This is a genomic window from Allorhizobium sp. DMC15, assembly GCF_056314065.1.
Window position 1 is genome coordinate 515082 of record NZ_JBQUZB010000001.1, and the last position, 20935, is coordinate 536016.

Genomic DNA, 20935 nt, shown 5'->3' on the forward strand with positions numbered 1-20935 from the left:
GTATCCCATATGTCTGACAAGACCAATGCTGCAGTCGAAGCAGTCCAGAAGCTCTTTAGCGAAAAAGGCAACGGGTACGAATTTACAGCAGACGAAATTTGGCCGTTGATGGACAACGTCGCCATGGTGCGTAATGCCGAAGGCAGCCTAACTACGAAGCTCAGGAATAGCGGATATATAGTTGAAACCGGACGATTAAAGGTAGCTAGTTCCAAAGGGCGTAAAGGCACAACGAACAAAGCTTACACATTCGGTGAGGCATTATCTTCGGACTCGCTTGAGAAAGTGTTGTCTCGTTCACCTTCGCCAGAAGCGCCACCGACAAAATCGTTCCGTCTCGATGAGGCCGAGACCCCGAATGCCACGGGGCAGTTCCCATTGGAATTCCCTATTCAGCGTATCCTCCACGGTTGCCCCGGGTCTGGGAAAAGCTACCGTCTGCAGGAAGACGGTGCGAAAGCACACTTTCTCATCCGTACGGTGTTCCACCCGGAAACGCGATATTCGGATTTTGTGGGCGGCCTGAGGCCGGAGTCGATATATCGTATTGTCGATGAAGACGTGGAGTTCATCGGAGCGGAAGAGGACGTGCCTGGGGAACCATACGTCCAATACGCACTACAGGTCGGACCGCTGCTCAAGGCGTATCGCTTGGCATGCCTGCATCCCGACCGATCGGTAGTCCTGATAGTTGAGGAAGTCAGTCGGGCCGTGGCTTCCCATGTATTTGGTGACATGTTGCAGCTTCTCGATCGACGTGATCGGGATGGTGATCCGCTAAATGGCGTCAGCGAATATGAAATCCGACCTAGAAACGAGATCAGGTCGTGGTTGGCGCTCAACGACGTCCACCATGCTCACGTCTCGCCCGGGAACATGAGATTTCCCGCGAACCTATACATCTGGGCGACGATGAATCGGTCAGACCAGAACGCCCGCCAGCTTGATTCAGCATTCCTTCGCCGTTGGTCTAAAACCTATCTCTCTTACCGCGAAGTAGGGACCTATGACGGCGATCTGGTAAGATACGGCGGCACCGAAGTGCGATGGGGAGACCTTCGGGCAGCGCTGAATGAGAGATTGAAGAGCTCCGAAGGCGTCCCAGAAGACAAATTCGTCGGTCCGTATTTCATCTCGAAGCGACGCTTGGCCGATCCAGAAACGATCTACGAGGACCTCTGGGGCTACATCTGGAACGATGTTCTAAAGTCGCGTGCGCCGTCGTTTTTCGGTGGCATAAGCACTTTCGCCGAACTACGGGAAAAGTGGGCGGCAGGCGGTGGAAGCCCGATCGGCGAGATCATTGGGGCTGTTCCCTCGCTGACCGAATGAGGTCGGGCCAATGACGCCGTTCGCGCTCATGCTCGAAGGTGAAGTTCGGACGTCCGCACAATGGAGGGAAATCTTCTGTACGCCAGAAGGCACCGACTTGTTTGGCGAACTTGTCGATAAATCGGCTCTCAAGAAGATTGGACAGAAGAACAGTCAGTATCGTTTGGACTTCGTGGGCATCATCGCCTTCTCCAAGAAGTCGATTTTCTGTATGCCGAAAATCTACGACAGCCCTGGATCGGCAGCCAATGCAACTAATCTGTCGAACATCGTCCGGTGCATACAAAGATACCAACAGCGCGTGCGGGCCGGAGTAAGGTCTGCCAATACGCTCGACAGTGAGCCCTTATATGACGACGCCGGGCCTATGCTCAACGTCTTCATAGCGCTCGTCGCTTGGACACGGGATCATGGCATCCACCGATCTGAAGCCACCGTAATCTCCGATGCACATTCCAGCATCAACTGGCCCTACACATTCGACAACGCTACAGCGATCCACCTACGCACCGGGCCGGTTTACACAGACTTGTACGGGTTCGCGGACGCGGAATCTGAAAGTCGTTTAGGACTTATCCAGTCGATTGCCCTGTTGGAACTACAGGCCACGTTCGGACTGGTTGCCGACTTGTGGGCATCGACGTTTGACCCGGTTGTGCAGCAGTGCAAGCAGGTTCAAAGCGACTCGCATTTTCTCCCATTCCATCACGATGATATGCGAGAGGCTATTCTTGACGCGGAGCTTCATGCGACGCGAGACCATGATCGGGAATTGGTCAACCTACTGCGGCGGTGGTTTGACACCAGAGGCGACTTCAATAGGGGACTACGTCTGTTCGGGGTAAATGCTTTCCACGCGATATGGGAAGACATGTGCTCGGTCGCTTTCGGTGCCAGAAATAGCGCCGAGCTACATCTGTACGTGGCATCTCAGGCGAAACATGTGATTGGGACGGTTGCAATTGAACTGGCCGGTCAACGACCCGATCAACTGCTCTTGGATGAAGATCGTGTTTGGATTGCCGACGCCAAATGGTATCGTGCGTTCCAGAACGAGTTTCCTCCGCTTCCGGATGTCGTGAAGCAAATGATGTACGCCCAGACGGTCACAAGTGATTTCACTGTGGCAGCCAATTGCTTCGTGCTGCCGATACGAGGTGGCGTCAGCAATTTGACCAAGCTGGGCGACACTCGGATGTACTTCAACGGTGCTATCGACTCCAGATTTCCTCCGGTTGACGTCATCGGAGCTGATTGGGATGCCTTTTTGGAGAGATATCTCGCCAATTCCAACTCAACTTCCATAGCAGATCAATTGCGATCGCTTTTCCCGTAGTTGGTATTCCAATCGTCAGTAGCCCACACCGAATGGCCCGTTAACGATCCGATCGCTATATCCGCGGATGTCGACTTGCCGGAGTCCATCGAGCCCGGCATGTACCCCGTCGGACAATCCGACGGAGATCGCACATGGCAAATTTCGGCAGCCCCGCGCATCAGGCTGCTATGGGCAACCTGGGTGGGATGATGCTCGTAGCCGGCGGCGCGATGGCGCTCGCAAACGGTATCGGTGATGCCCTTGACGCGGTGGCCGACGCCCGACGTCGCCGTGCATACGGCGATGCCCTCGTTGCCGCGACCGCACACGCTGACCAGATGGAAGATATCGCTCGCACGGCAGTCAACATGGTTGCCGAGCTCGAAGCCGAGGTCGCGTCTCTGCGTGCGGCCTGCCGTCAGCGGCAACAGGTTATCGACGTCCTCGCCGCACGGGGGCGTGCATGAGCGATATCACCGAAGAAGAATGGCAGCTCCTGCGGGAGCAGTTCGGCGACCTTGCATACGAGGAGCCGGATAATCACCAAAGGTTCCTTGCGCTCCTCCGCGATCGTCGCGAAGACAAGGAAGACGAGACAAAGAAGTAAGCCCGCCGAGATGACGGGCATATCGGTTATCCAAGCTTGAACCGGGCTTCCGGATTCCGGTTGAGGATCGCTTCGGCCTTCCAGCTGCTGTGATCGAAGGCCGGCCACGGGGATCGGTCGTTCGCGGGGATCGGCGCGTGGACACCCACGACGGGGACGCCGTGGACGCCGTGCTGTTTGCCGTCAACGAATTTCTTGAGCTGTCCCGGACCGGCCTTTCCAAGCGCCGCCAGCTCGTAATCGTCCATCGTCAGCAGAAGGACACGGGCGTCGTCCGCAATCGCGCTCAGGTCCATGCCGTCACGAGCGGTCTGGCTCTTCGCGTTGCAGTACCGCCGGACTGTATCGATGCCCGAAGGATCGACGGTATCTAGAGACGCCGCCGCCGCACGACGCGCTGCCTTGAACTCCTCGATGATACCTGGCTGAGTGATCATGGGCTCGTAGTGCGGTAGCGGAGCAGCTCCGCCGAAGAGCAACCTGAACGGCCATTCCACGATATCGTCGATCCGACGTCCGATGCTTGGCAGTGAAGTCCAGAAATCCTTGCCCATACTGGCTATCGCCCGTGCAAAGGCTGCCGCTATGCGTCCTATGTTGAACATGACGTCCCCTCCTTGGTTTGACCTCGTGATCCTGGGCCTGGGGCACGCAAACAACAAAAAAGCGGCGGGGCCGAAGCCCCGCCGTTCAGTCAACAGAAAACTAAAGATTACAACGTCTGAGGGGCAGTCGTGCGATCTATGAGCAATGATGGGCGCTCTCCCGGCGACGGACAAGCCGGCCGGCGAAAATCACGGACCGATCCCGCAGGAAAGGTTGTGAGCCAGGATTTGCCGTTTGGTCTCCGTCGACATCGTATCGACCTCGTCCTGTGTCGAGCGGATCGGGATGCAGGTGCTAGTGCCGCACCCAGCGAGGCAGCTCACGGCGAACATCGTAGCGGACCTTGTCGGCGTACTGCGTCCGATAGATGGTCGCGACCTCGGCTTCCGTGATCTGTTTCACGGGCCTCGTCGACTGTCCTATCCGCTTGTGATGGGCATCGTAGACGGCCCGGGTGACGCCGTGGTTCGTGGCACCACCCGGGTCCTTCGGGTGGTTCACATATCCACCCTCGTCGCGACGAAGGTGAGCCATGGCGGCGAGATAGGTGGAAGCGGACATCGTGGTTGCTCTGTCGAATTCCACGATTGTCTGGCGACCGGCTGCGAGGGAGAAGGCGGCTTGTGGCCGCCCCTCTTGTTACTCAGCATCCCGGTCAATGACGTCATAGTTCATGATGTCGGCGACCGACCAGCCTGCGAGATGGGACATCGCATGGTCCCGGATTGCTTTGGGGCTTACTTCAGCGAACCGGAACGGAGCGCGCCCCGGATTTGCCTCGATCAACGCGAGGCTCTCTGCAATCCACCGGTCAACCTCGGCCTGCATGAGGAATTCGTCGAGGTAGTCCTCGGTGAAGCCGGAGAGATCGCGAAGGAAAGCATGGGTAGCGGCCGAGACTGGGTCTCGTTCTTCGATGGGTGGGCACTTATCGTAGTAGTAGAATGGCATCTCTTACTCCTTGAAAACTTGATGCCTTCCTTAGCTAGAGTGGTGTGTAGCGCCATTTCAAGCAACCTATGGAGGAAAATGCTGGGCTCAGTATTTTCCCTTCACGATGAGGATTCTCTGGTAGGACCCATCGGGGTATTCGATACCGACTGATGCGGCGCGGTTATGGGGTCCCACGGTGTGATCCCCGGGGTCGCCGTGATAGCCTGACATCGAAACCGAACAGCGATGCCTCGACGTGTGTCCATGGGCACCGACCGCTCGGAAAAATCGAGATGTCGGTCCAGAGCCGCCTGCGTGATCTTCTTCGGTTTTGTGGGTTTCGGGGCGTTTGGCGTGGTTTTCGGTGCCATACGACGTTCCAGACGCGATAGAAGGGAGTTTCAGACCTTGTCGACGCCGTACGTCGCGGCTTTTTGGCGGAGGTGCCGCGTATCTGGACTTCCCTAACACCCAAGGCGCGCTGTTTTCGAACCTAATCGTCGCGGCGACGCGGCGGCGGAGCCCCTATGCGAATTTCTGAATCAGCGGATGCCCGCGCCTAAGCCCTCCCGTGATGCAGAAGGGCGGCGGGAAGGACCCATCGTGTTGACAAAGGCCTCAACCGCTCAGCTTGTCATCATCGTTGGTTTCCCGCGCCGTTCAAACGACCTGCGGGAACGGGTCAGGGAGGGCCGTCAGATGGGGTTGACGCTGTCGGATGGGTTTGGGTGTGGCCGAGGCTGGCAGCGGACAGTTTGAGGGAACGGGCGCTGGCGTCGGCCCTGACCCCGGGGGGGCAGAAACACGAAACCCGGCGCTCTGGTGAGCCGGGTTGCAAGTCTTGCTGTTATCAAGAACGGTGCCCTGGTGGCTCCCATGTGTCAAGCATGCCATTTTCGCCGGCGGACGCCACCTTGACAGCGGATACGCAGAAGCCCCCCGCGTAGGGGCTAACCAAAGGCTAGCACACCTCGCTAGTCACGCCACGATCACTTCGACCATATCATGTCCCGGAAGGCCATTAAGGTACCAAACCAAATCGTTGCACGAGATGACGTCTTCGTTGAACTCACCCATCGTGTCCACGTCGAGGGTGCGCAGATCGATATCATCTTCCAGGTCAATGACGTCGAAGTTGACAGGAACATCCAGCTCAGCTGCGGCATGCAGCCGATGCGATCCCTCCAAAGCGATGTAGAAGTCCCCTGCGTCTGCGGCACGTATTGTGGGCGAGCCAAGCGTCTGCATCTCGCCCTTAACGGCGTCAAGGTGCTCGGCCTCAGGTCTGTTGATCGGTCTCACTCGTATCGTGCGGTATCCCATATTCTTCCCTTTTCTGTTCGCCCGGTTCCAGCGGGCGGTCGCTTTGGCTAATCCGCTGCTCACATTTCTATAGTGCTCCGTCCCCGCGTCGGGGACAACGCGCCAGCAGATAAAAAGTCAATTAGAATCAGATATTTGAGCAAAGATTGTTGACGCGGGATTCGCTCGAATGCGCGGCGTCTAAAACGGCACAGGATCGTCATCGTCCGCACGATTTGCGGCGGACTCCATCCTCTCGATGAGCTCGAGTCGGTAGCGCTCGGCAGCCTCTGCCTCCCTGCGCAAGAAGTCCGGGTCGCGGCGCTGCACCCAGAGTGGGTCGGCGGTCTGTATCTCCTTGGAGTCTCTCACCGTATCCGACGTCACTCTGTCCACGACGTTGCCACGGACATCACGGACGACGAAACAGCCGGTCATGAAGAGTTCGGCCGCTTCTGTCGCTTCCTCGACCGCCTCGGCGAAATCGTCTTCATGGCAATGGATGTTGTTCTCGTACTGCGTCCGGATGTTGACGTACCAGTTCGCCATCACCTGCGCGACGTCATCGAGCAACACGCCCGCGTCGACGGCATCGAACCCCAGTGGAGACTGGGGTCCTTGCAGGGCATAAAATTCGATCATGTAGACGTCCGTCACGTGCGCGCCTCGATTGCCTTGAGTTCGTAGCCGGCCGCCTCTGCAAAGCGACCGATCCGGGCGAGGACATGGGCCTCGAGGCGGCCCAGGATAGCGGGCGACACCTGGCGGCCCTTGGACGCCTTCCGATAGGTCGCGATTGTGGACGGTGCTACGCCCGCGATTTCGGCCGCCTGCGCGGAGTCGAGACCGCCGAGGTCGAGGAGCAGTGCAAGCTGCTCCTGTGACGTCATGGGGCGGCCGTTGTCGGTCATGTATAGTGTGGACAGCTCGAACATTATGACCTCCACTCCTGTTCCGCCAGTTCGTCGCCGAAATTCCAGTATTCGAAGTTATCGAGCGCGTTTTGCAGTATCCTGCGAACGAACCGCTCAACGACCGCCGCATCGATTGCCAATGTCTTGGCGAGGTCGCGGATGGCGCTGACGGCGGAGGCCTCGAAAGTGCCGATCATCGAGCCGTCTTTAACCGTTGCGCCAAGGCAGGCGCTGCCCCAATTACCGTCGAGGTAGAGATCGAAGACGACCCGCAAGGTCGTATCCGAGGCGCGGATCACGAGTACAGAGACCCTCTTCTGCAGCTTGAGCTCCTGCACTGCATGCGACAGCTGCCGATAGACTTCCCGTTCGACATCGGATGCGTAGGCGTCGAGCGCACGGCTGGCCTCGATAAGCGCGGCGACGTCCGTGTCGAGGTGGCGGTTGACGGCGACGACGTCACCGTATGCGTTGAGCAGCTCAAGGGTTTTGTCGGAAAGATACTCCTCTCCTTCCTCGAGCTTCGCGTGGACCCGGAAGTTGACGCAAGGCCGAGCGTTGGCATCGCCGAGCGATACCTCGCGGAGACTGATCAGATCGGAAAGGCGAGCGATCTTGTTGTTCCTGTCGACGTGATAGCCGGTTCCGAAGACGGCATTGCTGATTGCTTCCCGGCGCTCGTAGTCCGTTGCGCCGTAGCTGATGCCGATATTGTTGCAGTGATCCACGGCCGTCTGAAACAGCGACATCGTGGAATCGGTGGCGACAAGGAGTTTCATCTCCTCGACCGTATCCGACCAGTCTCTGTATGTGTGCTTCTTGCTTGTCTTACGCATGTATTCTCTCCTGATTGCCCCGTAGGGCAGATTGATTGGTGAAGGTGCAGGTTCCAGATGCTCCCTCTCAGACGGCCTCCGGGTGAGATGCCGTCGAAGAAGTGCATCAAGCGGCGGCGCGGCGCTGAACTCTTTCCATCGCCTCGACCAGGCTGAGGACCTTGGAGCCATCGAGCCTCCAGTGCGCCCGGTTGATGTCCTGTGTCCCGAAGGCGGCGATGATGGCAGCGCGTGCGTTCAGCTTGCGGCCCGACAGATAGCGGTACTCGTCTGCTGCGATTTCCATTTTGAGCATCGCCATTGCGATGTCGCGACCGGCATCGCCGTCGGTGCGGCCGAGGGCTGCATGCAGATCGTCCTGACGGGCGAAGTAGAGCATGAGTGCGTTGGTCGGCGAGCATGCCGATGTCTGACGCTTTGCGAGAGACACCGTGGCCTTGGGTGCAGCCTTGCGGAGCGAGACCGGCTTTGCCAGGGAAACGGTGGTTACGGTAAGTGCGAACATGTGATCTTTCCTTTGTTGAGATTACGCCGGGTTCCAGTCATTGGGCCGCATCAGGCGGCTTCGGCCATCCGTTCTCGGTATGAACGGATCGCATCGGGAAGCTGTTCTCGAACGAATTTTGCTTGCAAAAAGACGTTCTTGGCGATGTTTTCGTAGTACCGAGCGACGCCGTCGGTGAGCCCGTCACTCTCGTCGATGACCAGCTCGACGTAGTCTTCGCTCTCAGCCAGGAACACCCATGCGTAAATCGCAGCGCTGCCATTGCTGTAGGAAAACCGGAAGAACCATTCCGCCTTTCCGTCTTCTCCGCACTCTCCGACTCCATCGGCACCTTCGACCGGCCCGCCTTCGACGCAGTAGACCGGGAAATTTGCAACGCCCGGGAGGTTTTCTTTCGTGACCTTCATGTGATCTTTCCTTGTTGCTGTGACGCCCGGTTCCAGAGGACGGGGTAGGGGTTTGGCTACCGCAACGGTCAGGTTTCCCTGCCGTTTCGTCCCTGCCTGGGGTAAAGCGGAGCATCTCAGCTCCGCACTCATCAGGCGGCTTCTTTGAGCTCCTCGACAGCTTCGAGGAGCTTGCCGAAAACGGCTTCGAGGATTTCGTCTACTTCGATCTCGTCCTCGTTCAGAGCCTCCGTAACTGCCTTCTTCAGGTCACTGTCGCTGTTGATCAGGTGGCTGTCCTTGCTGACCAGATCACGGTCTTCGTCGATCCATTCCAGCGTCCGGTGCACGACGACGCCGTCAACGGCGATTGCGAATGCGATGTGGTTGCTGTCGTCCTCGACGAACTTTGCATCGGTGATTTCGATGCGGTTTTCGATCTTCTTAGCCATGTTCTTTCCTTCCATGTTCGCCCGGGTTCCGTCGGGCTGAGCAGTTAGTTGATGGAGTGTTCTCCGCCGCTCATGTAAGTATGATTGCCTATCCCCGTGGCGGGGACAACCCCGATTTCAAACAAAAATGAAGCAAAATTCGTGTCTTTGATTATGGCGCCTTGAGTTTCCAGACGTTGTAAACGAATTTAATATTAAATAACTCGTGGCGATGCTGTGTTTTTCATGAAATAAACGCCAATTAATACGAGAAGTATTCGCGAAATTGTCAACACTTATATACGGGCGTATACAGGGCCACGTGATGCGAATACTGGTATAGATGACGTGGGGGTCAGAACCGGCCGATGTAGGCAGCGGTGTCGAAACAGACGCCAAGTCGCTCGACGGCGCGGTAGACGTCAGCGAGGTCTTGCATTCCAAGGTCGGCGTCGTAGCCGAGGTCGATGACGTCGCGGCGGTTGGCGTAGCCGTCGGAGACGGGAACGACAAGGAGGCGGCCGCCGACGCTGATGCGCAATTCCGTGCCGGCGGATTCGAGGGTGACGGCGGTGGCGGTCATCGGCTGATGTCCCGAGTGCGGAAGCCGGAGTCCTTCGGCCGTTGGCTTGGGACCCGACGGGCGATTAACTCGGCAATCAGAGTTGAAGTTTCTGGACCTCCGGAACCGACACCCCAGACGCCGTGAACCGCTCCGGGTTTGCCGGAGATCATTTCGTGTAAGTTATGCGGCCATGGCTGCTTTGTCCAAATTGGCGTAATAAGGTTATTCTGATTTGGTTGACGGTATTTTTGCGGCTATGAGAAATTATTTATTGTGATTTTATCAGAAGTTAATCACAATATAATTTAATATATTAAATCTATACGTTTAAAACGAAGAAGGCGCAGGTCGTTTTGGAACCCCTGCGCCTTCCCGGAAAGAATACAGCATATTTCGGACTGCACTCGTTCGCGCAATATCGGTCCACTTGGTTAATGTGTCAAGACAACGAAAAACCCCGGCGTCGGGGAGACGCCGGGGTCGTGGTGGATGGGGCTTCGCCGGTTAGCTGCGGCGGCGGTCGATAGCCTCGAAGTATTCGCGGACCGCGTCGCCGACGCGGGCGGCCGCCCAAAAGGCAAGGGTCTCCGGAGTGCGCAGCATGCGCTGGACCTCCTCCTCCTCGCGATGCGTAGTGAGCGTCAGGAAGATCGTCGTCGCTTTGTCGTTCGCGGCGACCGTGACTACGGCCTCGAGCGACGGGCCGTGCATGACATTGAGACCGACGATATTGGTCAGAACGCCACGACGGATTTCAGCAGCCTTCAGATCGAGAGCACGTGCCGAGAAGCCGCGCAGGAAGTACGCAGCCACGACGCCACGAACCTTGTCGTGATCGAAGGGGACCGCCACGACTTGGCGGCGGACGCGCTTACGGGCAGGGGCCTTGGGGCCCTTGGTTTGGTTGGTAGTGTTCGCCATGAGCGATGTCTCCGACGGCAAAGGGTGCCGGTCCCAGGCTGAGCGTTGGTGCGCAGCGTATGAGTCCCGGTTTGTGCATGCATGCCATCTGAAACCTCCGTCCGTCATCTTGAGCGCAGGTCTACGTGGTGGAAATCAAGAAAGTATTGCGTAAATCAGTCGAAGTTGAAGGATTGTGCACCTTTCCGGTGCTCACGCCGTGGCGTCCAGAAAACGAAAGACCCCGCCGAGGCGGCGGGGTGTCGATCATCTGAGAACGGCCGGCTGACAGTAGGCGTCGGCGGTGTCGATCCGACACTGGTCTTCCTGACGTCGTATCCAAGGCTTCCGTCGAAGCGTAAACCGGGATCGCCGGGATCATGCCGCTGCCATCGAGCGCTGAGACGTGCACTTGTTTTCCCAGTCGATGTGCAGCCTGTCGTCTTCTGACACCTCGGTAGCCTGTTCGAGGTCTTGCCAACTGAGCAACTCGTCGCCGCCAATATCGTAGTCAGTCGAAATCATAGACGTCATCTCCAAATTCATTGACCCAATGATGCGGACCGGCTTTCTTGGCCTCGGCAACCCGTCGGCGCTCGATCTCAGCGCGTTGCACACGGCGGGCTGTCGTGGCGTCTTCGAAAGAAACCACGTTAGACGGCGGGGTCTCTGCCGGTGCCGGCCGGGTCTCATCGAGAAACAGTTCGAGGCATGCCACGTAGGGATCGACGACCGACCTTTCGGCCGGCGAGAGCATGCCGAGTTTGCCGAGGAGCTTTAGGCCGCGGGCGGTGAGGTCTTGGATATCAGGCTGCATCGGCGACCTCGCGGGGCGTCGGCTTGACCTCGTAAGAAAGCTGGACGTCGCTGTTGTCAAACAGTTCTTCCCACATGCCCTCGTGGCCCCCGGAGTAGCAACCGTTGACGGAAAGAACGAGGTAGTACTTCCGCTTAGTCGGACAGACGTCGAACGAGTTCTCGGCAGCCTTTCCGAAGGTCTTGGCGATGGGCCAGGCGTCGCGGGCGGTGATCCTTTCGAAGTCCTGATATGCCTCCGTGATCGCACGGACGACGCATCGGAATAGAACCCAGAACAGGTCCATCGGATCGATGGTACCGCTTGGGAAATGTATGGTCAGATCGATTTTGTTCATGGCGCTCCCCTCAAAGCTTGTCTTGTTATGTTTGCTCGGAAAAGACGGGCATCAAATCCAGCGGCTGTTTTGGGGGCGTTGGATAACTGGCGGGAGGTCTTCGAGAATGCGAAGGGCCTCACGGTCGTACGGCCAGTAGCGACCCCGGGCGGCTTCCTCTAGCCCGTGCCACCCATATGCATCCGCGATCGGCGCGACGAGATCGACAACGGCCTGGAGCGGGTCAGCATTGCACGGTCCCCGGAACTGCTTGACCGTCGATCCCCGAATCTCAAGAGTTGCTACCGGTTTCCCGTCTCGATTGCGGACGCTCAGGAGATGTAGGTCGGGGTGCTCGATGTGGCTGTCGTAGCCGCCGTAACCGATGCAGTGGTGCATCCGACGGCCCTCGTGCCGCAGCGCCCTCAGGGAGATCAGCAGCACCATCGTGTAGCCGGCCCCGAGGTCTGCAATGACGGATTCGTCATCTGGTCCGAGGGCGACGTCGGCGTTGGCATTGCGATGACGGAGTCCTTTGTTCGCCTCCTCGATCAGCCGGTTCAGGGAGGCGCACTTGAGCAGCTTCTTAGGGTGTCCGTGCTCGTCGACGTTTTGGAGCCAGGGCTGATTGGTCTGCCGCGCCACTATAAGCCAGTCGATGACGTGGCTGGCACTGATACCGTAGACATCATACCAGGCCTCGGCCCAAACTCGCCACTTGTCGTCCAGGTCAACGGTAGACCCACCGTCGTTTTCCGCTTCCCAGAAATCGAAGAACACCCTTCCGAGACCCGGGTCGATCAGATCGCGTATGGGAACCAGCAGATGATCCGGTAGATCGATGGCGACGATGAGTGCATTCATCGCCGCCGCCCATTCAGGCGTGTCTCTCAGGTCGCTCATCGCACACCTCCGAACCGGCGCTCGGACGTATAGGCCCGTGGGCGTATGGGCATGGCGGCCTGAACGTCCTGCCAGACGTCGTCGGCGGCTTCGAGTGCCTCGTCGAACGACATAGGCGTCATGCCCGGACGGCTGAATGTCGTCCAGTTGGGACGCAAGCGCTTGTAGTCGGCGATGTCGAGGCCGTCAGGCAGCGCCGCAGGATCGATGCCGCGGTGACGGCAGACGCGATCGAGTTCTACGGTGACCTGATGGGCCTCAACGCCGTCCCACAGGCGCTCGTCGGCTATGTCGGCGAGATGCTTGACGCGCATGTTGGTGACAGGTTGGCAGATGACGGCGAGGAGTTTTTCCGCGCAGGCAGCCTCGAGCGGCTGACAAGCGATGGTCAGTGCCGGCACCCGGGGGACCAGGGCCGGGATTTCAATCATCTCGATTGATCGTGAGAAAGCATCCGGGCCACGGCCGAGAGCGATATCGAGCCTCGTGAGCGCCCGGACGCCGCCGACGGAGCCGCGTATCGTCCAGCGCTCGACGGGATCGCCGTGGCCGACGTCTATACGCTGCGCACGATCGGATAGCTGCTCGATGTCCATTCCCTCGCTTTGGAGCAACGAGCGAATGATGATAAGGCCGCGGTGTATCTCGTTCGGGAGGTAACTGCGGATCGCGGTGATGTCGGCGTCTGAGGTTGGCCGAACATGTTGGTCGAAGAGCATGCCGCCCTTGAGCTCGATCGGTGACCGCCCCATACCATGATGCCAGTGACGCAAGATGCCTTCGGCCAGTGTACGGCCGGCGAGGTTGTCTATGTTGAGGCGGTGAGCTCGGACGGTGTCTTTCAGGCGTACGTCTAGGCTTGCAGCGATTCCGGAAACTTTTGCCATTTTTATCCCCTCAGATTGTTTTTGGCTCTGAGGGGATCGTGTGTGCCGGCGATGCAAGAGACACGCCGTGATTCTGTGGAAACGGGATTCAAGAAAGTGAAGTAACGGGGAGAACGATGAGTAACGCGCTGACGCCGGAGGCATGAATGCGGCCATCTGGACGATATCGGACCAGAGTTCTGAAACGGGGCTTATAGGCGTCAGAGCGACGTGTATCGACGCCTCTTCAGGAGCCTAGCCGTCAGGGCGGTTTTCGACTGCTCCCGATCCAGACCACGGACGTCTACAAGGTGGTCAATGGTCGACGCCAGCAGCGCATCGTAAACCCGGGTTTCCGATCCGGACGTCGGCTTCCCGGAGTTCATCGCCCTCACGTTCTTCGTCGTTGCGGCCTGTACGGCTGCGGACAGCGCCTCGTCGACAACGTTCGGCTGGACCGGTTTGCCCATGGCCTTGCGCTTTCGGCGAGTTGCGGCGGACAGCTCGCGGCGGCGCGGCGAAGTCTTGAATTTACACTGTGTCATCGGTCCCTCCGACTGTAACGGCGTGATAGAACCCATGTAACGGCGTGATGATGCAAGGAACCAATGGGACATCGACGTCCCACTCTCAATTCAACACGACTTGAAAAACCTCGGCGCGATTTTTCCGGCATCGACCTTCGAAAGCGCCAAGGCGGCATCACCGTCGAACACGGAACTGAAGACGTCGCGGATCACGTCGGCACCAGGTCCGTCGGTCGCAAGGATATGCAGCGCCGCGTCGGTGAGGGCGTCGCGGATGTGCTGTCGATTGACCGGCACGATCCCGCATGCGAGAGCCTCCCCGACCTTCGCACGTGTCCTGCCAACGGCCTCGGCGTTGTAGGCCCTTCTCTTGCCCGTTGCGAGTTTACGGATAGGGGTCGGGCGGTAGGCTTCGTCGATGAGTTCTGCCAGCAGGCGTATCGGTAGATCGGCCATGGGTTTGATCCTTGCGGCGCTGATACTACCATCATTGGTGCCGGCGGTTTTCGGGGGCAAGTGTTTTACATGAAAACGCTCAATGCTTGGCATTGCAACGCTGCTCGACGTATCGCACCGACCTCAGCCCCACCCTCCGGGCAAGAACAGCAAAAAATAAGCGAAGCGCCCCGTTTAAACAAAATCCCACATCCCACGTAACTTCCGCGCCCCGTGCGCCTATCCACTTAGAATTGCGCGTAAAAATCAAAAATCGTTGCGGAAGACGGCTTGCCAGGCCGGTCGTTGTCAACGGCTTAAAATCCCATAAACCCCGAATGTTCCCAAGCAGTGTTGACATTAAAATCCCATAAACCCCGGATTTCCGGCTTAATATCCACGCTCCGTAGAATGTCGGATTTCAACGATTAATCTCCATAGTTGATAGAGGCAGACGATCTTAAATTGATATCTCATTCCAAATACATAAGAGGGTCGGTTTTTACATGTTGCAGATAGCCGCAAGTTAAAAACCACATTATTGTCGAATTATGGATTTTATACTTGATTAACTCGCCGCCGACGGCAACTCTACATTAAAAGAAATGCAGAGGGGCGACATGAACACCTATAGAAAACCAATCTTCCAACCGGCCAACAGAGGTACCGTTTCATCCGCGCTCGAGAGTCGGAAATCACTGACCATCGTCGCGCCGCAGTCGCCACGTCCGCCCGAAATGCTGGCAGGGGTCACCCTGGCCGCCGGCGCTGAGCACCTGACATCCGCTGATCTCGCATTGCATGATCTCCTGATCACGAAGGCATACGAGACAGACAAATCAATGTCGGCGACATCATACGCAATCCCGATGTCGGAGTGCCTCAGGTTCCTTTGGACTGATGCTCGCAAGGAGGATGTCGTCTCATCCCTGCGGAGAATGGAGACCGTGCGCTTGTCTTTTTCCGGTGACGAGGGCCGATCATACCGAGACGTCCAGATGCTGACGTCGTGGACCGCGATATCCGGAACCGACGTCACAGTCGGGTTTCAGTTTCCCGACCCGATCAAGGAGCTGATGCGCTCGATGCCTTCCTACGGATACATCGAGCTGGCCGCCATAGGTCAGGGAGCAATGCGATCCAAGTACAGTCAGATGATATACAAGCGCCTGGTCCACGAGGTCAGCCAACGCCGATGGAAAGACGGCGGGGAGAATGCTTTCGTTCTTGAGTTCACGCCTGCCGAACTGGCGGAACTTGTCGGCTTCGCCGCGCCGGCTAAATCGCTGTTCTCGAAGCTACAGGAGCGGGTGATCTCGAAGTTTGCGGCCGACTTCCTGTCCGTTGCCAAATTCGACCTGCGGATCACCTACGACGGTCGTGCAGCACCCGCCCGTGGCCAAGGGAAGACGACATCGCTGATCCAGCTGCATGTCAACGTCCACCCGGACTCTCATCACACCGTTCGAGGCGACACTAGGCCCCTACAGGCTCAAGGACATCGGATCGGCAAGCCAGACATTCCCCGTTATCGGATCAATTCCGTATTCTGGCTGTCGGTCGCCAAGAAGTTTCAGACGCTCGGTCTTGTCCACTTTACCGCACACTGGGCATGGCTCGTGGCGCTCGATGAAGCGCTCGAAGGCGTGCCGCTCACTCCGGAATACGACAAGCGCCGTTACCGTGGACAGGCGTTGCTCGGTGCCATCGACGCGAACGGCGTCGAGGCGGCCGCCTGGTGTTTCTTCGCGGAAGAAGCCCAGATGGGAATGGATATCTGCAATTCGATCCATGTCACGAAGCGACTGACCAAGGCCGAGCGAAGCCGTGTCGCACGTCTGAAGGATCGCAAGCGGAAGCCGAGAGCTGCGGACGGTGTGAAGGAAATCAAGACCTCGAAAGCAACGGTCGAGGCTGCCCCCGACAGCCATTCGGGACCGGCCTTCTCCGATTGCACACACGTCGACATTGAGATCGATCGAGCAGCCTCGGCCGCCGAGCTGGACCACTACATCTTCTCTTATTTTGACAACGTCGCCTGGAACGGCACACGCAAAATCATCCTGCGTGCACACTTCCATCACCAGGGCATCCGCGACCGTTACAGCTTCGCGATTACCCCGGAAGACGAGGATGAACTGCTACGCGCCCTCAGGCACCAAAGGATCGAGAATTGGATCGATGGCTACCCGACATATTCCATCCAAGACGAGAAGAAGGCTGCCTGACATGACGACAGAAATTTCCCAGAAGCGCTTCGACGAGCTCATGTCGGCATCGCATCCGGCCATACTCCTTACTGTCGAGAGGATGGTCAGCAAGGAAGAGGCAGCAGATATAAATCAGGCTATCAACGACCACCTTGCCGACGTGGATGACGCAGACGACATGAGGCCGGTTTGGGTTCGCTTGCAGTCTGTCGACGGCTGCGACATCCACCACCTGCTCAACTACACAGCACCTTCAGATCGGTCGTTGCTGGACGAGCTAATTCTCGCCGTAGAAGGTATCGGTAAGTACACCATCGTGACGTCGTTCGACTTCTGCCGACGTCAATGGCCGAAGAAAACCGCGACGAAGACCAAACTCAAGACGCCGCCAAAGGTGACGTCGAACGATCCTGCGAACCCGACCGTTACCAAAAAGATCGAGTTCTATCCGCCTCCGAACCCGACGGTCTTGCCTCTGAGCCTACGTTTCATGGCATGCGAGGACGCGATGCGTGAGGCGTACAAACTAGGCGACATCTTTGATCGGTGGCCCTTTGTCGGGTTTGATCGATCCGATCTGCGCGCCTGGTCTCTGAAACTGGTGGTCGAGTTCCGGGAGCGATATCCCTACCTTGCCGAAGCCGACGCCGCGCTGCATGGCAAGCTCACCGAGGTCATCGGATGCGTGGGGAGTACCCCGCATCCGCCGATCTTCGAGTTCCGCCGATTCTGGATGTCCGTGAAACGTGGTGCGGTCAGATCGTGGGTGGAACTCGCGGATGACCTCCTCCGGGTGATGTCGGAAGGCGAGGGAGAAAAGGTTAGCCGCTCCGACGATCGCACTTCATTAACCGGACGTCGACACTTCGTCCCGCCGCGCAAGAAGCCCGCGTTGACAACCGGAATCGCACGCGGCATGGTTGCGGACGAATAAGGAACCCGATCGATGACGTCTGTCCTGCGAATAGCCCGATAGCCCCCACGCCCCGCCGATCGGCAGGGCGAAGCTATCATGTGTTTGCAGGAGTCAGAGATGTCTCGCTACGGTTCAAAGCCTTCCTTCGAAGGCGCAATCGCTCGTCTTCACTTCATGAACGTCATCACGGCTCTCGGACAAGGGGCCTCGGGAATCTTCATCGTCACTGTTCCCGAGACGACGGAAGCCGACAGATGGCTGAAGGCGGCACTGGAGTATCTCCATGAAATCCGGCACATCAGTGTCGTTGAAGCCGTCGAAGAAACCGTAGACGGTGTGAACCCCCAAGCAGCTTACGACGTCGCACTGTTGACGTCGCAGGGCCTGGGCAGCGGTTATACCGGTGCGCGCTGCATGCTGTATCTCACCGAGACCGGTCACGAAGACCTGCGCCACCCCACCGTCCGGCTCGCCGACGGTGTCCTGGATATCGATCTCGCACCCGACCTCGTCGTCCAGGCTGCGGCGGAGATGGGACGCATCATCTCCGCCGACGAGGCTCGGCTCCTGATCGGTATGCCATGGCGTCACCGTCGTCTCGCCCTGATGTCGCCTCGGGCGATCGCCGAGAGCCAAGAATTGCATCTCCTCGCCATCGAGGACGAGCGCGCCGCGAAGGTCGTCGAAGACCTCAAGAGAGCCGAGAAAGACGGAAAGAAAACCAAGACGCCGAAGCGGGCTGTCCCGGACGTCCGTCCGCTTGAAGACCTTCACGGGTACGGAGAGGCCAAGGTCTGGGGTGCGGAACTTGCACGGGACATTAAAGACTGGCGTCGCGGGACCATTGACTGGTCAGACGTCGATAACGGAGTCTTGCTTTCCGGGCCTCCCGGATGCGGCAAGACTACGTATGCCGCGGCACTGGCGAATAGCCTTAACGCACACCTCGTCGTCGGTAGCTATTCCGCCTGGCTCGGAACCGGTGACGGCCATCAGGGCAATCTTATCGGCGCGATGCGCGCGGCGTTCGACGAGGCGCGACTGCATGCGCCGTCCGTGATCTTGATCGACGAGATCGACAATTTCGCGCAACGCGGCAGCATCGGTGACGCCCGAGCGGACGAGTGGACGCGTGGTGTCGTCAACGCGCTTTTGGAGTGCATGGACGGCGCACTCGAGCGTGAGGGTGTTGTCGTGGTCGGCGCGACGAATGATCCGTCGGGTATTGATAAGGCGCTCCGCCGAGCCGGGCGTCTTGACCGTCACATCGAGATTCCGCTTCCGGACGCCGAGGCCCGGGAAGCTATCCTCCAGCAACACCTTGGCGTCGGCCCTGGTTTTCCGTTGTCGTTGCTCCGAAAGCATTCCGAAGGAATGACAGGGGCCGATCTCGCGCAGCTCGCACGCCAAGCCAAACGCCTTGCGCGCCGTGAGGGTCGGCCGCTTCGCCAGGTCCACGTCGCCCGTGCGTTCCCACGCAAGGAGCGGCGTACCCCGGACCAAATCCGACACATCTCGGTCCACGAGATCGGCCACGCAGTCGTAGCCGTCGCTCTCGGTGCGCAGGTTCACGAGGTATACGTGAAGCGCGAGTTTGACCCCAAGGCGGCTGCTCAGGTCGCTGGTGCCGCTGTGGTGCTCTCGTCAGAGACGCGCCGGGACTATCGTTGGCACTTGGATCGCGTCGCGCACATCCTCGGCGGCATGGCGGCGGAGCAAATGGTTTACGGCGCTCACGGAGACGGTGTCGTCGCTGATCTGGCCGAAGCCACCAATATCATGACGTATGCGTTGTCGAGCGTCGGCATGGGAGACACCTTGGTCTCCGACGGCCATCACGACCCGGTGTCGATGGTGCATGCCCGTCAGTTCGATCCCCGTTTGCGGCAGCGTGTCGAGGACATCCTGCAGGAGCAGGCGGTCCGTGCCAGGGAAATCCTCGAATGCCATAGACCGGCCTTTGACGAGCTTGTCCAGCAACTGGCGTCGCGCTGCCGTCTTGCAGGCGACGAAGTCCATGCCGTCGTGGACGGGTTCGCCGAGCCCCAGCTCTCCCTTGCGATCTGAGGGAGGGTCAGATGTTCGTACGCAAGTTCTACGTCGCCGACACCCATTTCGGCCACGAACGGTTGCTCGACATGCAGCCTCGGCCATTCCTCACGATCGAAGAACACGACGAACGCATCGTCGAACGCTGGAACTCGGTCGTCCGGGACGAAGACATCGTCTATCACCTCGGAGACTTTGGTTTCGCCCTGTCGCGTAACGCCGGCCGCATCAAGGAGCTGTTCGGCCGGCTCAGGGGTAGGAAGTACCTCGTCATCGGAAACCATGACGTCGACAAAAAGGGCAATCTACACCCGGCTCTGGCTGCTATGGATTGGGCAGGCCGGCCTTCCCACGCGCTGCGCACGAAGGACGGCGGCCGCGACGTCTACCTGTCGCACTGTGCTGCCCGGGTCTGGCCGTCGTCGCATCACGGCGCTGTTCACTTCTACGGTCATTCCCACGGGCGGCTTCCCGGGCACGGTCTGAGTCGTGACGTCGGCGTCGATGTTCCTGACGTCGATTTCATCCCGCGCACCTTCTCGGAGTTGACCGCGAGCATGGAGCTGCCGGATGTCCGATGAGATCGCCGAGGCGGCTGCCTTCTACGTTCGGGTCTGCGCAGAGCACGGCCGGGTGTTTCCGTTACGTAACATCCTGGTGGCATCACTGGGCTACCAGGCGGCCGAGGACAAGGAACGGTTCGTCGAGGACGTCGGAAAGTACTTGTCGACCGACCATGACAAAGAGAGCGATCCTGCCGGCGATTGATTTCCGCCGACGAGAACGCGAACCCTTCATCGATGTCAGGAACCTACTCTGAGGGGAGAGACATCAATGACATCAATGGGCAACAAGCGATGGGATCGCGAGACGGACGCAAGACTAATCGAACTCTGGGATCAGGGTCTCTCGATAGACGGCATTTCCGAGCAGATTGAAAGAACGACGTCGGCGGTGCTGCGCCGGGCGAGCAAGCTTCGTCTTCGTAGTTAGCCTGGCGACAGGTCCCGGTTCGCGCCGGTTACCGCAGACGGAAAGGTCTACTGGACGGCCGAAGATGACGCCCAACTCCGGACACGTAGATGGCAGCGCGGTGCGGCCTCGAAGACGTCGCCCGCCGACTTGGCCGAACGGTTTCGGCCGTCGAGACCCGGTGGAAGCGATTGTCGAGGCCGCCCTCTCCAAGAGTGCAGGCCGCCGTCGGCGCGCAGGTTCGCAATTGCATGTGTTGCAAGACCCCGTTCAAGTCGGCTTGGAAAGG

28 protein-coding genes are annotated in these 20935 nt (G+C 58.6%); 9 read left to right on the top strand and 19 right to left on the bottom strand.

The annotated features are described in order from the left end of the window. Positions 1-9 precede the first annotated feature (9 nt). The 4 genes from ACT53S_RS02485 to ACT53S_RS02500 all read left to right on the top strand — a co-directional run bounded on the left by ACT53S_RS02485 (position 10) and on the right by ACT53S_RS02500 (position 3257). Entirely contained in the window at positions 10-1332 is a 1323-nt protein-coding gene (locus ACT53S_RS02485) for an AAA family ATPase (RefSeq protein WP_476065811.1), read from the top strand. A gap of 10 nt (positions 1333-1342) precedes the next feature. Beyond that, positions 1343-2668 (top strand): LlaJI family restriction endonuclease, encoded by a 1326-nt coding sequence (locus ACT53S_RS02490; protein ID WP_476065812.1) that lies wholly within the window; start codon positions 1343-1345, stop codon positions 2666-2668. 134 nt (positions 2669-2802) lie between these two features. After that, positions 2803-3117, top strand: a complete 315-nt coding sequence (locus tag ACT53S_RS02495) for a hypothetical protein (RefSeq protein ID WP_476065813.1) — start codon at positions 2803-2805, stop codon at positions 3115-3117. Then, positions 3114-3257 (top strand): hypothetical protein, encoded by a 144-nt coding sequence (locus ACT53S_RS02500; protein WP_476065814.1) that lies wholly within the window; start codon positions 3114-3116, stop codon positions 3255-3257. The genes ACT53S_RS02495 and ACT53S_RS02500 overlap by 4 nt, the downstream gene beginning before the upstream one ends. Before the next feature lie 26 nt (positions 3258-3283). On the opposite strand, the gene ACT53S_RS02505 is transcribed toward ACT53S_RS02500, so the two are convergent. From ACT53S_RS02505 to ACT53S_RS02595, 19 genes are all read right to left on the bottom strand, one after another. After that, positions 3284-3862 carry a hypothetical protein gene (locus tag ACT53S_RS02505; protein WP_476065815.1) on the bottom strand — a complete coding sequence of 193 codons (579 nt, stop codon included), beginning with the start codon at positions 3860-3862 and terminating at the stop codon, positions 3284-3286. Positions 3863-4157: 295 nt separating this feature from the next. Further along, positions 4158-4424 carry a glycosyl hydrolase 108 family protein gene (locus tag ACT53S_RS02510; RefSeq protein ID WP_476065816.1) on the bottom strand — a complete coding sequence of 89 codons (267 nt, stop codon included), beginning with the start codon at positions 4422-4424 and terminating at the stop codon, positions 4158-4160. Positions 4425-4502: 78 nt separating this feature from the next. Further along, positions 4503-4814, bottom strand: a complete 312-nt coding sequence (locus tag ACT53S_RS02515; protein WP_476065817.1) for a hypothetical protein — start codon at positions 4812-4814, stop codon at positions 4503-4505. Between the two features lie 960 nt (positions 4815-5774). Continuing rightward, entirely contained in the window at positions 5775-6182 is a 408-nt protein-coding gene (locus ACT53S_RS02520; protein WP_476065818.1) for a hypothetical protein, read from the bottom strand. A 117-nt stretch (positions 6183-6299) separates the two neighbouring features. Next, the gene (locus tag ACT53S_RS02525; protein WP_476065819.1) at positions 6300-6740 is read right to left on the bottom strand and encodes a hypothetical protein; all 441 of its coding nucleotides are present in this window, start codon (positions 6738-6740) and stop codon (positions 6300-6302) included. Positions 6741-6751: 11 nt separating this feature from the next. Then, complete coding sequence (locus ACT53S_RS02530; RefSeq protein ID WP_476065820.1) at positions 6752-7033, bottom strand: hypothetical protein; 282 nt, start codon at positions 7031-7033, stop codon at positions 6752-6754. Further along, positions 7033-7848, bottom strand: coding sequence for a hypothetical protein (locus ACT53S_RS02535; protein WP_476065821.1), 816 nt, complete (start codon positions 7846-7848; stop codon positions 7033-7035). Before ACT53S_RS02535 ends, ACT53S_RS02530 begins: the two co-directional genes overlap by 1 nt. 106 nt (positions 7849-7954) lie before the next feature. Further along, positions 7955-8353, bottom strand: coding sequence for a hypothetical protein (locus ACT53S_RS02540; RefSeq protein WP_476065822.1), 399 nt, complete (start codon positions 8351-8353; stop codon positions 7955-7957). Positions 8354-8403: 50 nt separating this feature from the next. Beyond that, positions 8404-8760 (bottom strand): hypothetical protein, encoded by a 357-nt coding sequence (locus ACT53S_RS02545; protein ID WP_476065823.1) that lies wholly within the window; start codon positions 8758-8760, stop codon positions 8404-8406. A gap of 131 nt (positions 8761-8891) precedes the next feature. Then, positions 8892-9191: a hypothetical protein gene (locus ACT53S_RS02550; protein ID WP_476065824.1), complete on the bottom strand. Its 300-nt coding sequence runs from the start codon at positions 9189-9191 to the stop codon at positions 8892-8894. A gap of 334 nt (positions 9192-9525) precedes the next feature. Further along, complete coding sequence (locus tag ACT53S_RS02555; RefSeq protein WP_476065825.1) at positions 9526-9753, bottom strand: hypothetical protein; 228 nt, start codon at positions 9751-9753, stop codon at positions 9526-9528. Positions 9754-10239: 486 nt separating this feature from the next. Further along, complete coding sequence (locus tag ACT53S_RS02560) at positions 10240-10656, bottom strand: hypothetical protein (protein WP_476065826.1); 417 nt, start codon at positions 10654-10656, stop codon at positions 10240-10242. Positions 10657-11013: 357 nt separating this feature from the next. Continuing rightward, the gene (locus tag ACT53S_RS02565) at positions 11014-11160 is read right to left on the bottom strand and encodes a hypothetical protein (RefSeq protein WP_476065827.1); all 147 of its coding nucleotides are present in this window, start codon (positions 11158-11160) and stop codon (positions 11014-11016) included. Then, entirely contained in the window at positions 11147-11452 is a 306-nt protein-coding gene (locus ACT53S_RS02570; protein WP_476065828.1) for a hypothetical protein, read from the bottom strand. Before ACT53S_RS02570 ends, ACT53S_RS02565 begins: the two co-directional genes overlap by 14 nt. Next, positions 11442-11789, bottom strand: a complete 348-nt coding sequence (locus ACT53S_RS02575; protein WP_476065829.1) for a hypothetical protein — start codon at positions 11787-11789, stop codon at positions 11442-11444. The genes ACT53S_RS02570 and ACT53S_RS02575 overlap by 11 nt, the downstream gene beginning before the upstream one ends. A gap of 51 nt (positions 11790-11840) precedes the next feature. Continuing rightward, on the bottom strand, positions 11841-12671 hold the full coding sequence (locus ACT53S_RS02580; protein WP_476065830.1) for a PcfJ domain-containing protein: 831 nt from the start codon (positions 12669-12671) through the stop codon (positions 11841-11843). Beyond that, entirely contained in the window at positions 12668-13558 is an 891-nt protein-coding gene (locus ACT53S_RS02585) for a nucleotidyl transferase AbiEii/AbiGii toxin family protein (protein ID WP_476065831.1), read from the bottom strand. Before ACT53S_RS02585 ends, ACT53S_RS02580 begins: the two co-directional genes overlap by 4 nt. 200 nt (positions 13559-13758) lie before the next feature. Further along, positions 13759-14082 carry a hypothetical protein gene (locus tag ACT53S_RS02590; RefSeq protein ID WP_476065832.1) on the bottom strand — a complete coding sequence of 108 codons (324 nt, stop codon included), beginning with the start codon at positions 14080-14082 and terminating at the stop codon, positions 13759-13761. Between the two features lie 90 nt (positions 14083-14172). Beyond that, positions 14173-14520, bottom strand: a complete 348-nt coding sequence (locus ACT53S_RS02595) for a hypothetical protein (protein ID WP_476065833.1) — start codon at positions 14518-14520, stop codon at positions 14173-14175. A gap of 977 nt (positions 14521-15497) precedes the next feature. Here ACT53S_RS02595 and ACT53S_RS02600 point away from each other — a divergent pair. From ACT53S_RS02600 to ACT53S_RS02620, 5 genes are all read left to right on the top strand, one after another. Further along, entirely contained in the window at positions 15498-16727 is a 1230-nt protein-coding gene (locus ACT53S_RS02600) for a hypothetical protein (RefSeq protein WP_476065834.1), read from the top strand. Between the two features lies 1 nt (position 16728). Continuing rightward, positions 16729-17643: a hypothetical protein gene (locus tag ACT53S_RS02605; RefSeq protein WP_476065835.1), complete on the top strand. Its 915-nt coding sequence runs from the start codon at positions 16729-16731 to the stop codon at positions 17641-17643. A 99-nt stretch (positions 17644-17742) separates the two neighbouring features. Continuing rightward, positions 17743-19692: an AAA family ATPase gene (locus ACT53S_RS02610; protein ID WP_476065836.1), complete on the top strand. Its 1950-nt coding sequence runs from the start codon at positions 17743-17745 to the stop codon at positions 19690-19692. An 11-nt stretch (positions 19693-19703) separates the two neighbouring features. Next, a complete protein-coding gene (locus tag ACT53S_RS02615) occupies positions 19704-20255 on the top strand; it encodes a metallophosphoesterase family protein (RefSeq protein ID WP_476065837.1) in 552 nt (183 codons plus the stop codon). Then, positions 20245-20442, top strand: coding sequence for a hypothetical protein (locus ACT53S_RS02620; RefSeq protein WP_476065838.1), 198 nt, complete (start codon positions 20245-20247; stop codon positions 20440-20442). The genes ACT53S_RS02615 and ACT53S_RS02620 overlap by 11 nt, the downstream gene beginning before the upstream one ends. The last annotated feature ends 493 nt before the right edge of the window (positions 20443-20935 follow it).

Excerpts from the sequence above, each read along its gene's own strand:
- ACT53S_RS02485 (WP_476065811.1), top strand. The coding sequence starts at position 10 with ATGTCTGACAAGACCAATGCTGCAGTCGAAGCAGTCCAGAAGCTCTTT.
- ACT53S_RS02490 (WP_476065812.1), top strand. The coding sequence starts at position 1,343 with ATGACGCCGTTCGCGCTCATGCTCGAAGGTGAAGTTCGGACGTCCGCA.
- ACT53S_RS02495 (WP_476065813.1), top strand. The coding sequence starts at position 2,803 with ATGGCAAATTTCGGCAGCCCCGCGCATCAGGCTGCTATGGGCAACCTG.
- ACT53S_RS02500 (WP_476065814.1), top strand. The coding sequence starts at position 3,114 with ATGAGCGATATCACCGAAGAAGAATGGCAGCTCCTGCGGGAGCAGTTC.
- ACT53S_RS02505 (WP_476065815.1), bottom strand. The coding sequence starts at position 3,862 with ATGTTCAACATAGGACGCATAGCGGCAGCCTTTGCACGGGCGATAGCC.
- ACT53S_RS02510 (WP_476065816.1), bottom strand. The coding sequence starts at position 4,424 with ATGTCCGCTTCCACCTATCTCGCCGCCATGGCTCACCTTCGTCGCGAC.
- ACT53S_RS02515 (WP_476065817.1), bottom strand. The coding sequence starts at position 4,814 with ATGCCATTCTACTACTACGATAAGTGCCCACCCATCGAAGAACGAGAC.
- ACT53S_RS02525 (WP_476065819.1), bottom strand. The coding sequence starts at position 6,740 with ATGATCGAATTTTATGCCCTGCAAGGACCCCAGTCTCCACTGGGGTTC.
- ACT53S_RS02530 (WP_476065820.1), bottom strand. The coding sequence starts at position 7,033 with ATGTTCGAGCTGTCCACACTATACATGACCGACAACGGCCGCCCCATG.
- ACT53S_RS02535 (WP_476065821.1), bottom strand. The coding sequence starts at position 7,848 with ATGCGTAAGACAAGCAAGAAGCACACATACAGAGACTGGTCGGATACG.
- ACT53S_RS02540 (WP_476065822.1), bottom strand. The coding sequence starts at position 8,353 with ATGTTCGCACTTACCGTAACCACCGTTTCCCTGGCAAAGCCGGTCTCG.
- ACT53S_RS02545 (WP_476065823.1), bottom strand. The coding sequence starts at position 8,760 with ATGAAGGTCACGAAAGAAAACCTCCCGGGCGTTGCAAATTTCCCGGTC.
- ACT53S_RS02550 (WP_476065824.1), bottom strand. The coding sequence starts at position 9,191 with ATGGCTAAGAAGATCGAAAACCGCATCGAAATCACCGATGCAAAGTTC.
- ACT53S_RS02555 (WP_476065825.1), bottom strand. The coding sequence starts at position 9,753 with ATGACCGCCACCGCCGTCACCCTCGAATCCGCCGGCACGGAATTGCGC.
- ACT53S_RS02560 (WP_476065826.1), bottom strand. The coding sequence starts at position 10,656 with ATGGCGAACACTACCAACCAAACCAAGGGCCCCAAGGCCCCTGCCCGT.
- ACT53S_RS02565 (WP_476065827.1), bottom strand. The coding sequence starts at position 11,160 with ATGATTTCGACTGACTACGATATTGGCGGCGACGAGTTGCTCAGTTGG.
- ACT53S_RS02570 (WP_476065828.1), bottom strand. The coding sequence starts at position 11,452 with ATGCAGCCTGATATCCAAGACCTCACCGCCCGCGGCCTAAAGCTCCTC.
- ACT53S_RS02575 (WP_476065829.1), bottom strand. The coding sequence starts at position 11,789 with ATGAACAAAATCGATCTGACCATACATTTCCCAAGCGGTACCATCGAT.
- ACT53S_RS02580 (WP_476065830.1), bottom strand. The coding sequence starts at position 12,671 with ATGAGCGACCTGAGAGACACGCCTGAATGGGCGGCGGCGATGAATGCA.
- ACT53S_RS02585 (WP_476065831.1), bottom strand. The coding sequence starts at position 13,558 with ATGGCAAAAGTTTCCGGAATCGCTGCAAGCCTAGACGTACGCCTGAAA.
- ACT53S_RS02590 (WP_476065832.1), bottom strand. The coding sequence starts at position 14,082 with ATGACACAGTGTAAATTCAAGACTTCGCCGCGCCGCCGCGAGCTGTCC.
- ACT53S_RS02595 (WP_476065833.1), bottom strand. The coding sequence starts at position 14,520 with ATGGCCGATCTACCGATACGCCTGCTGGCAGAACTCATCGACGAAGCC.
- ACT53S_RS02600 (WP_476065834.1), top strand. The coding sequence starts at position 15,498 with ATGCTGACGTCGTGGACCGCGATATCCGGAACCGACGTCACAGTCGGG.
- ACT53S_RS02605 (WP_476065835.1), top strand. The coding sequence starts at position 16,729 with ATGACGACAGAAATTTCCCAGAAGCGCTTCGACGAGCTCATGTCGGCA.
- ACT53S_RS02610 (WP_476065836.1), top strand. The coding sequence starts at position 17,743 with ATGTCTCGCTACGGTTCAAAGCCTTCCTTCGAAGGCGCAATCGCTCGT.
- ACT53S_RS02615 (WP_476065837.1), top strand. The coding sequence starts at position 19,704 with ATGTTCGTACGCAAGTTCTACGTCGCCGACACCCATTTCGGCCACGAA.
- ACT53S_RS02620 (WP_476065838.1), top strand. The coding sequence starts at position 20,245 with ATGTCCGATGAGATCGCCGAGGCGGCTGCCTTCTACGTTCGGGTCTGC.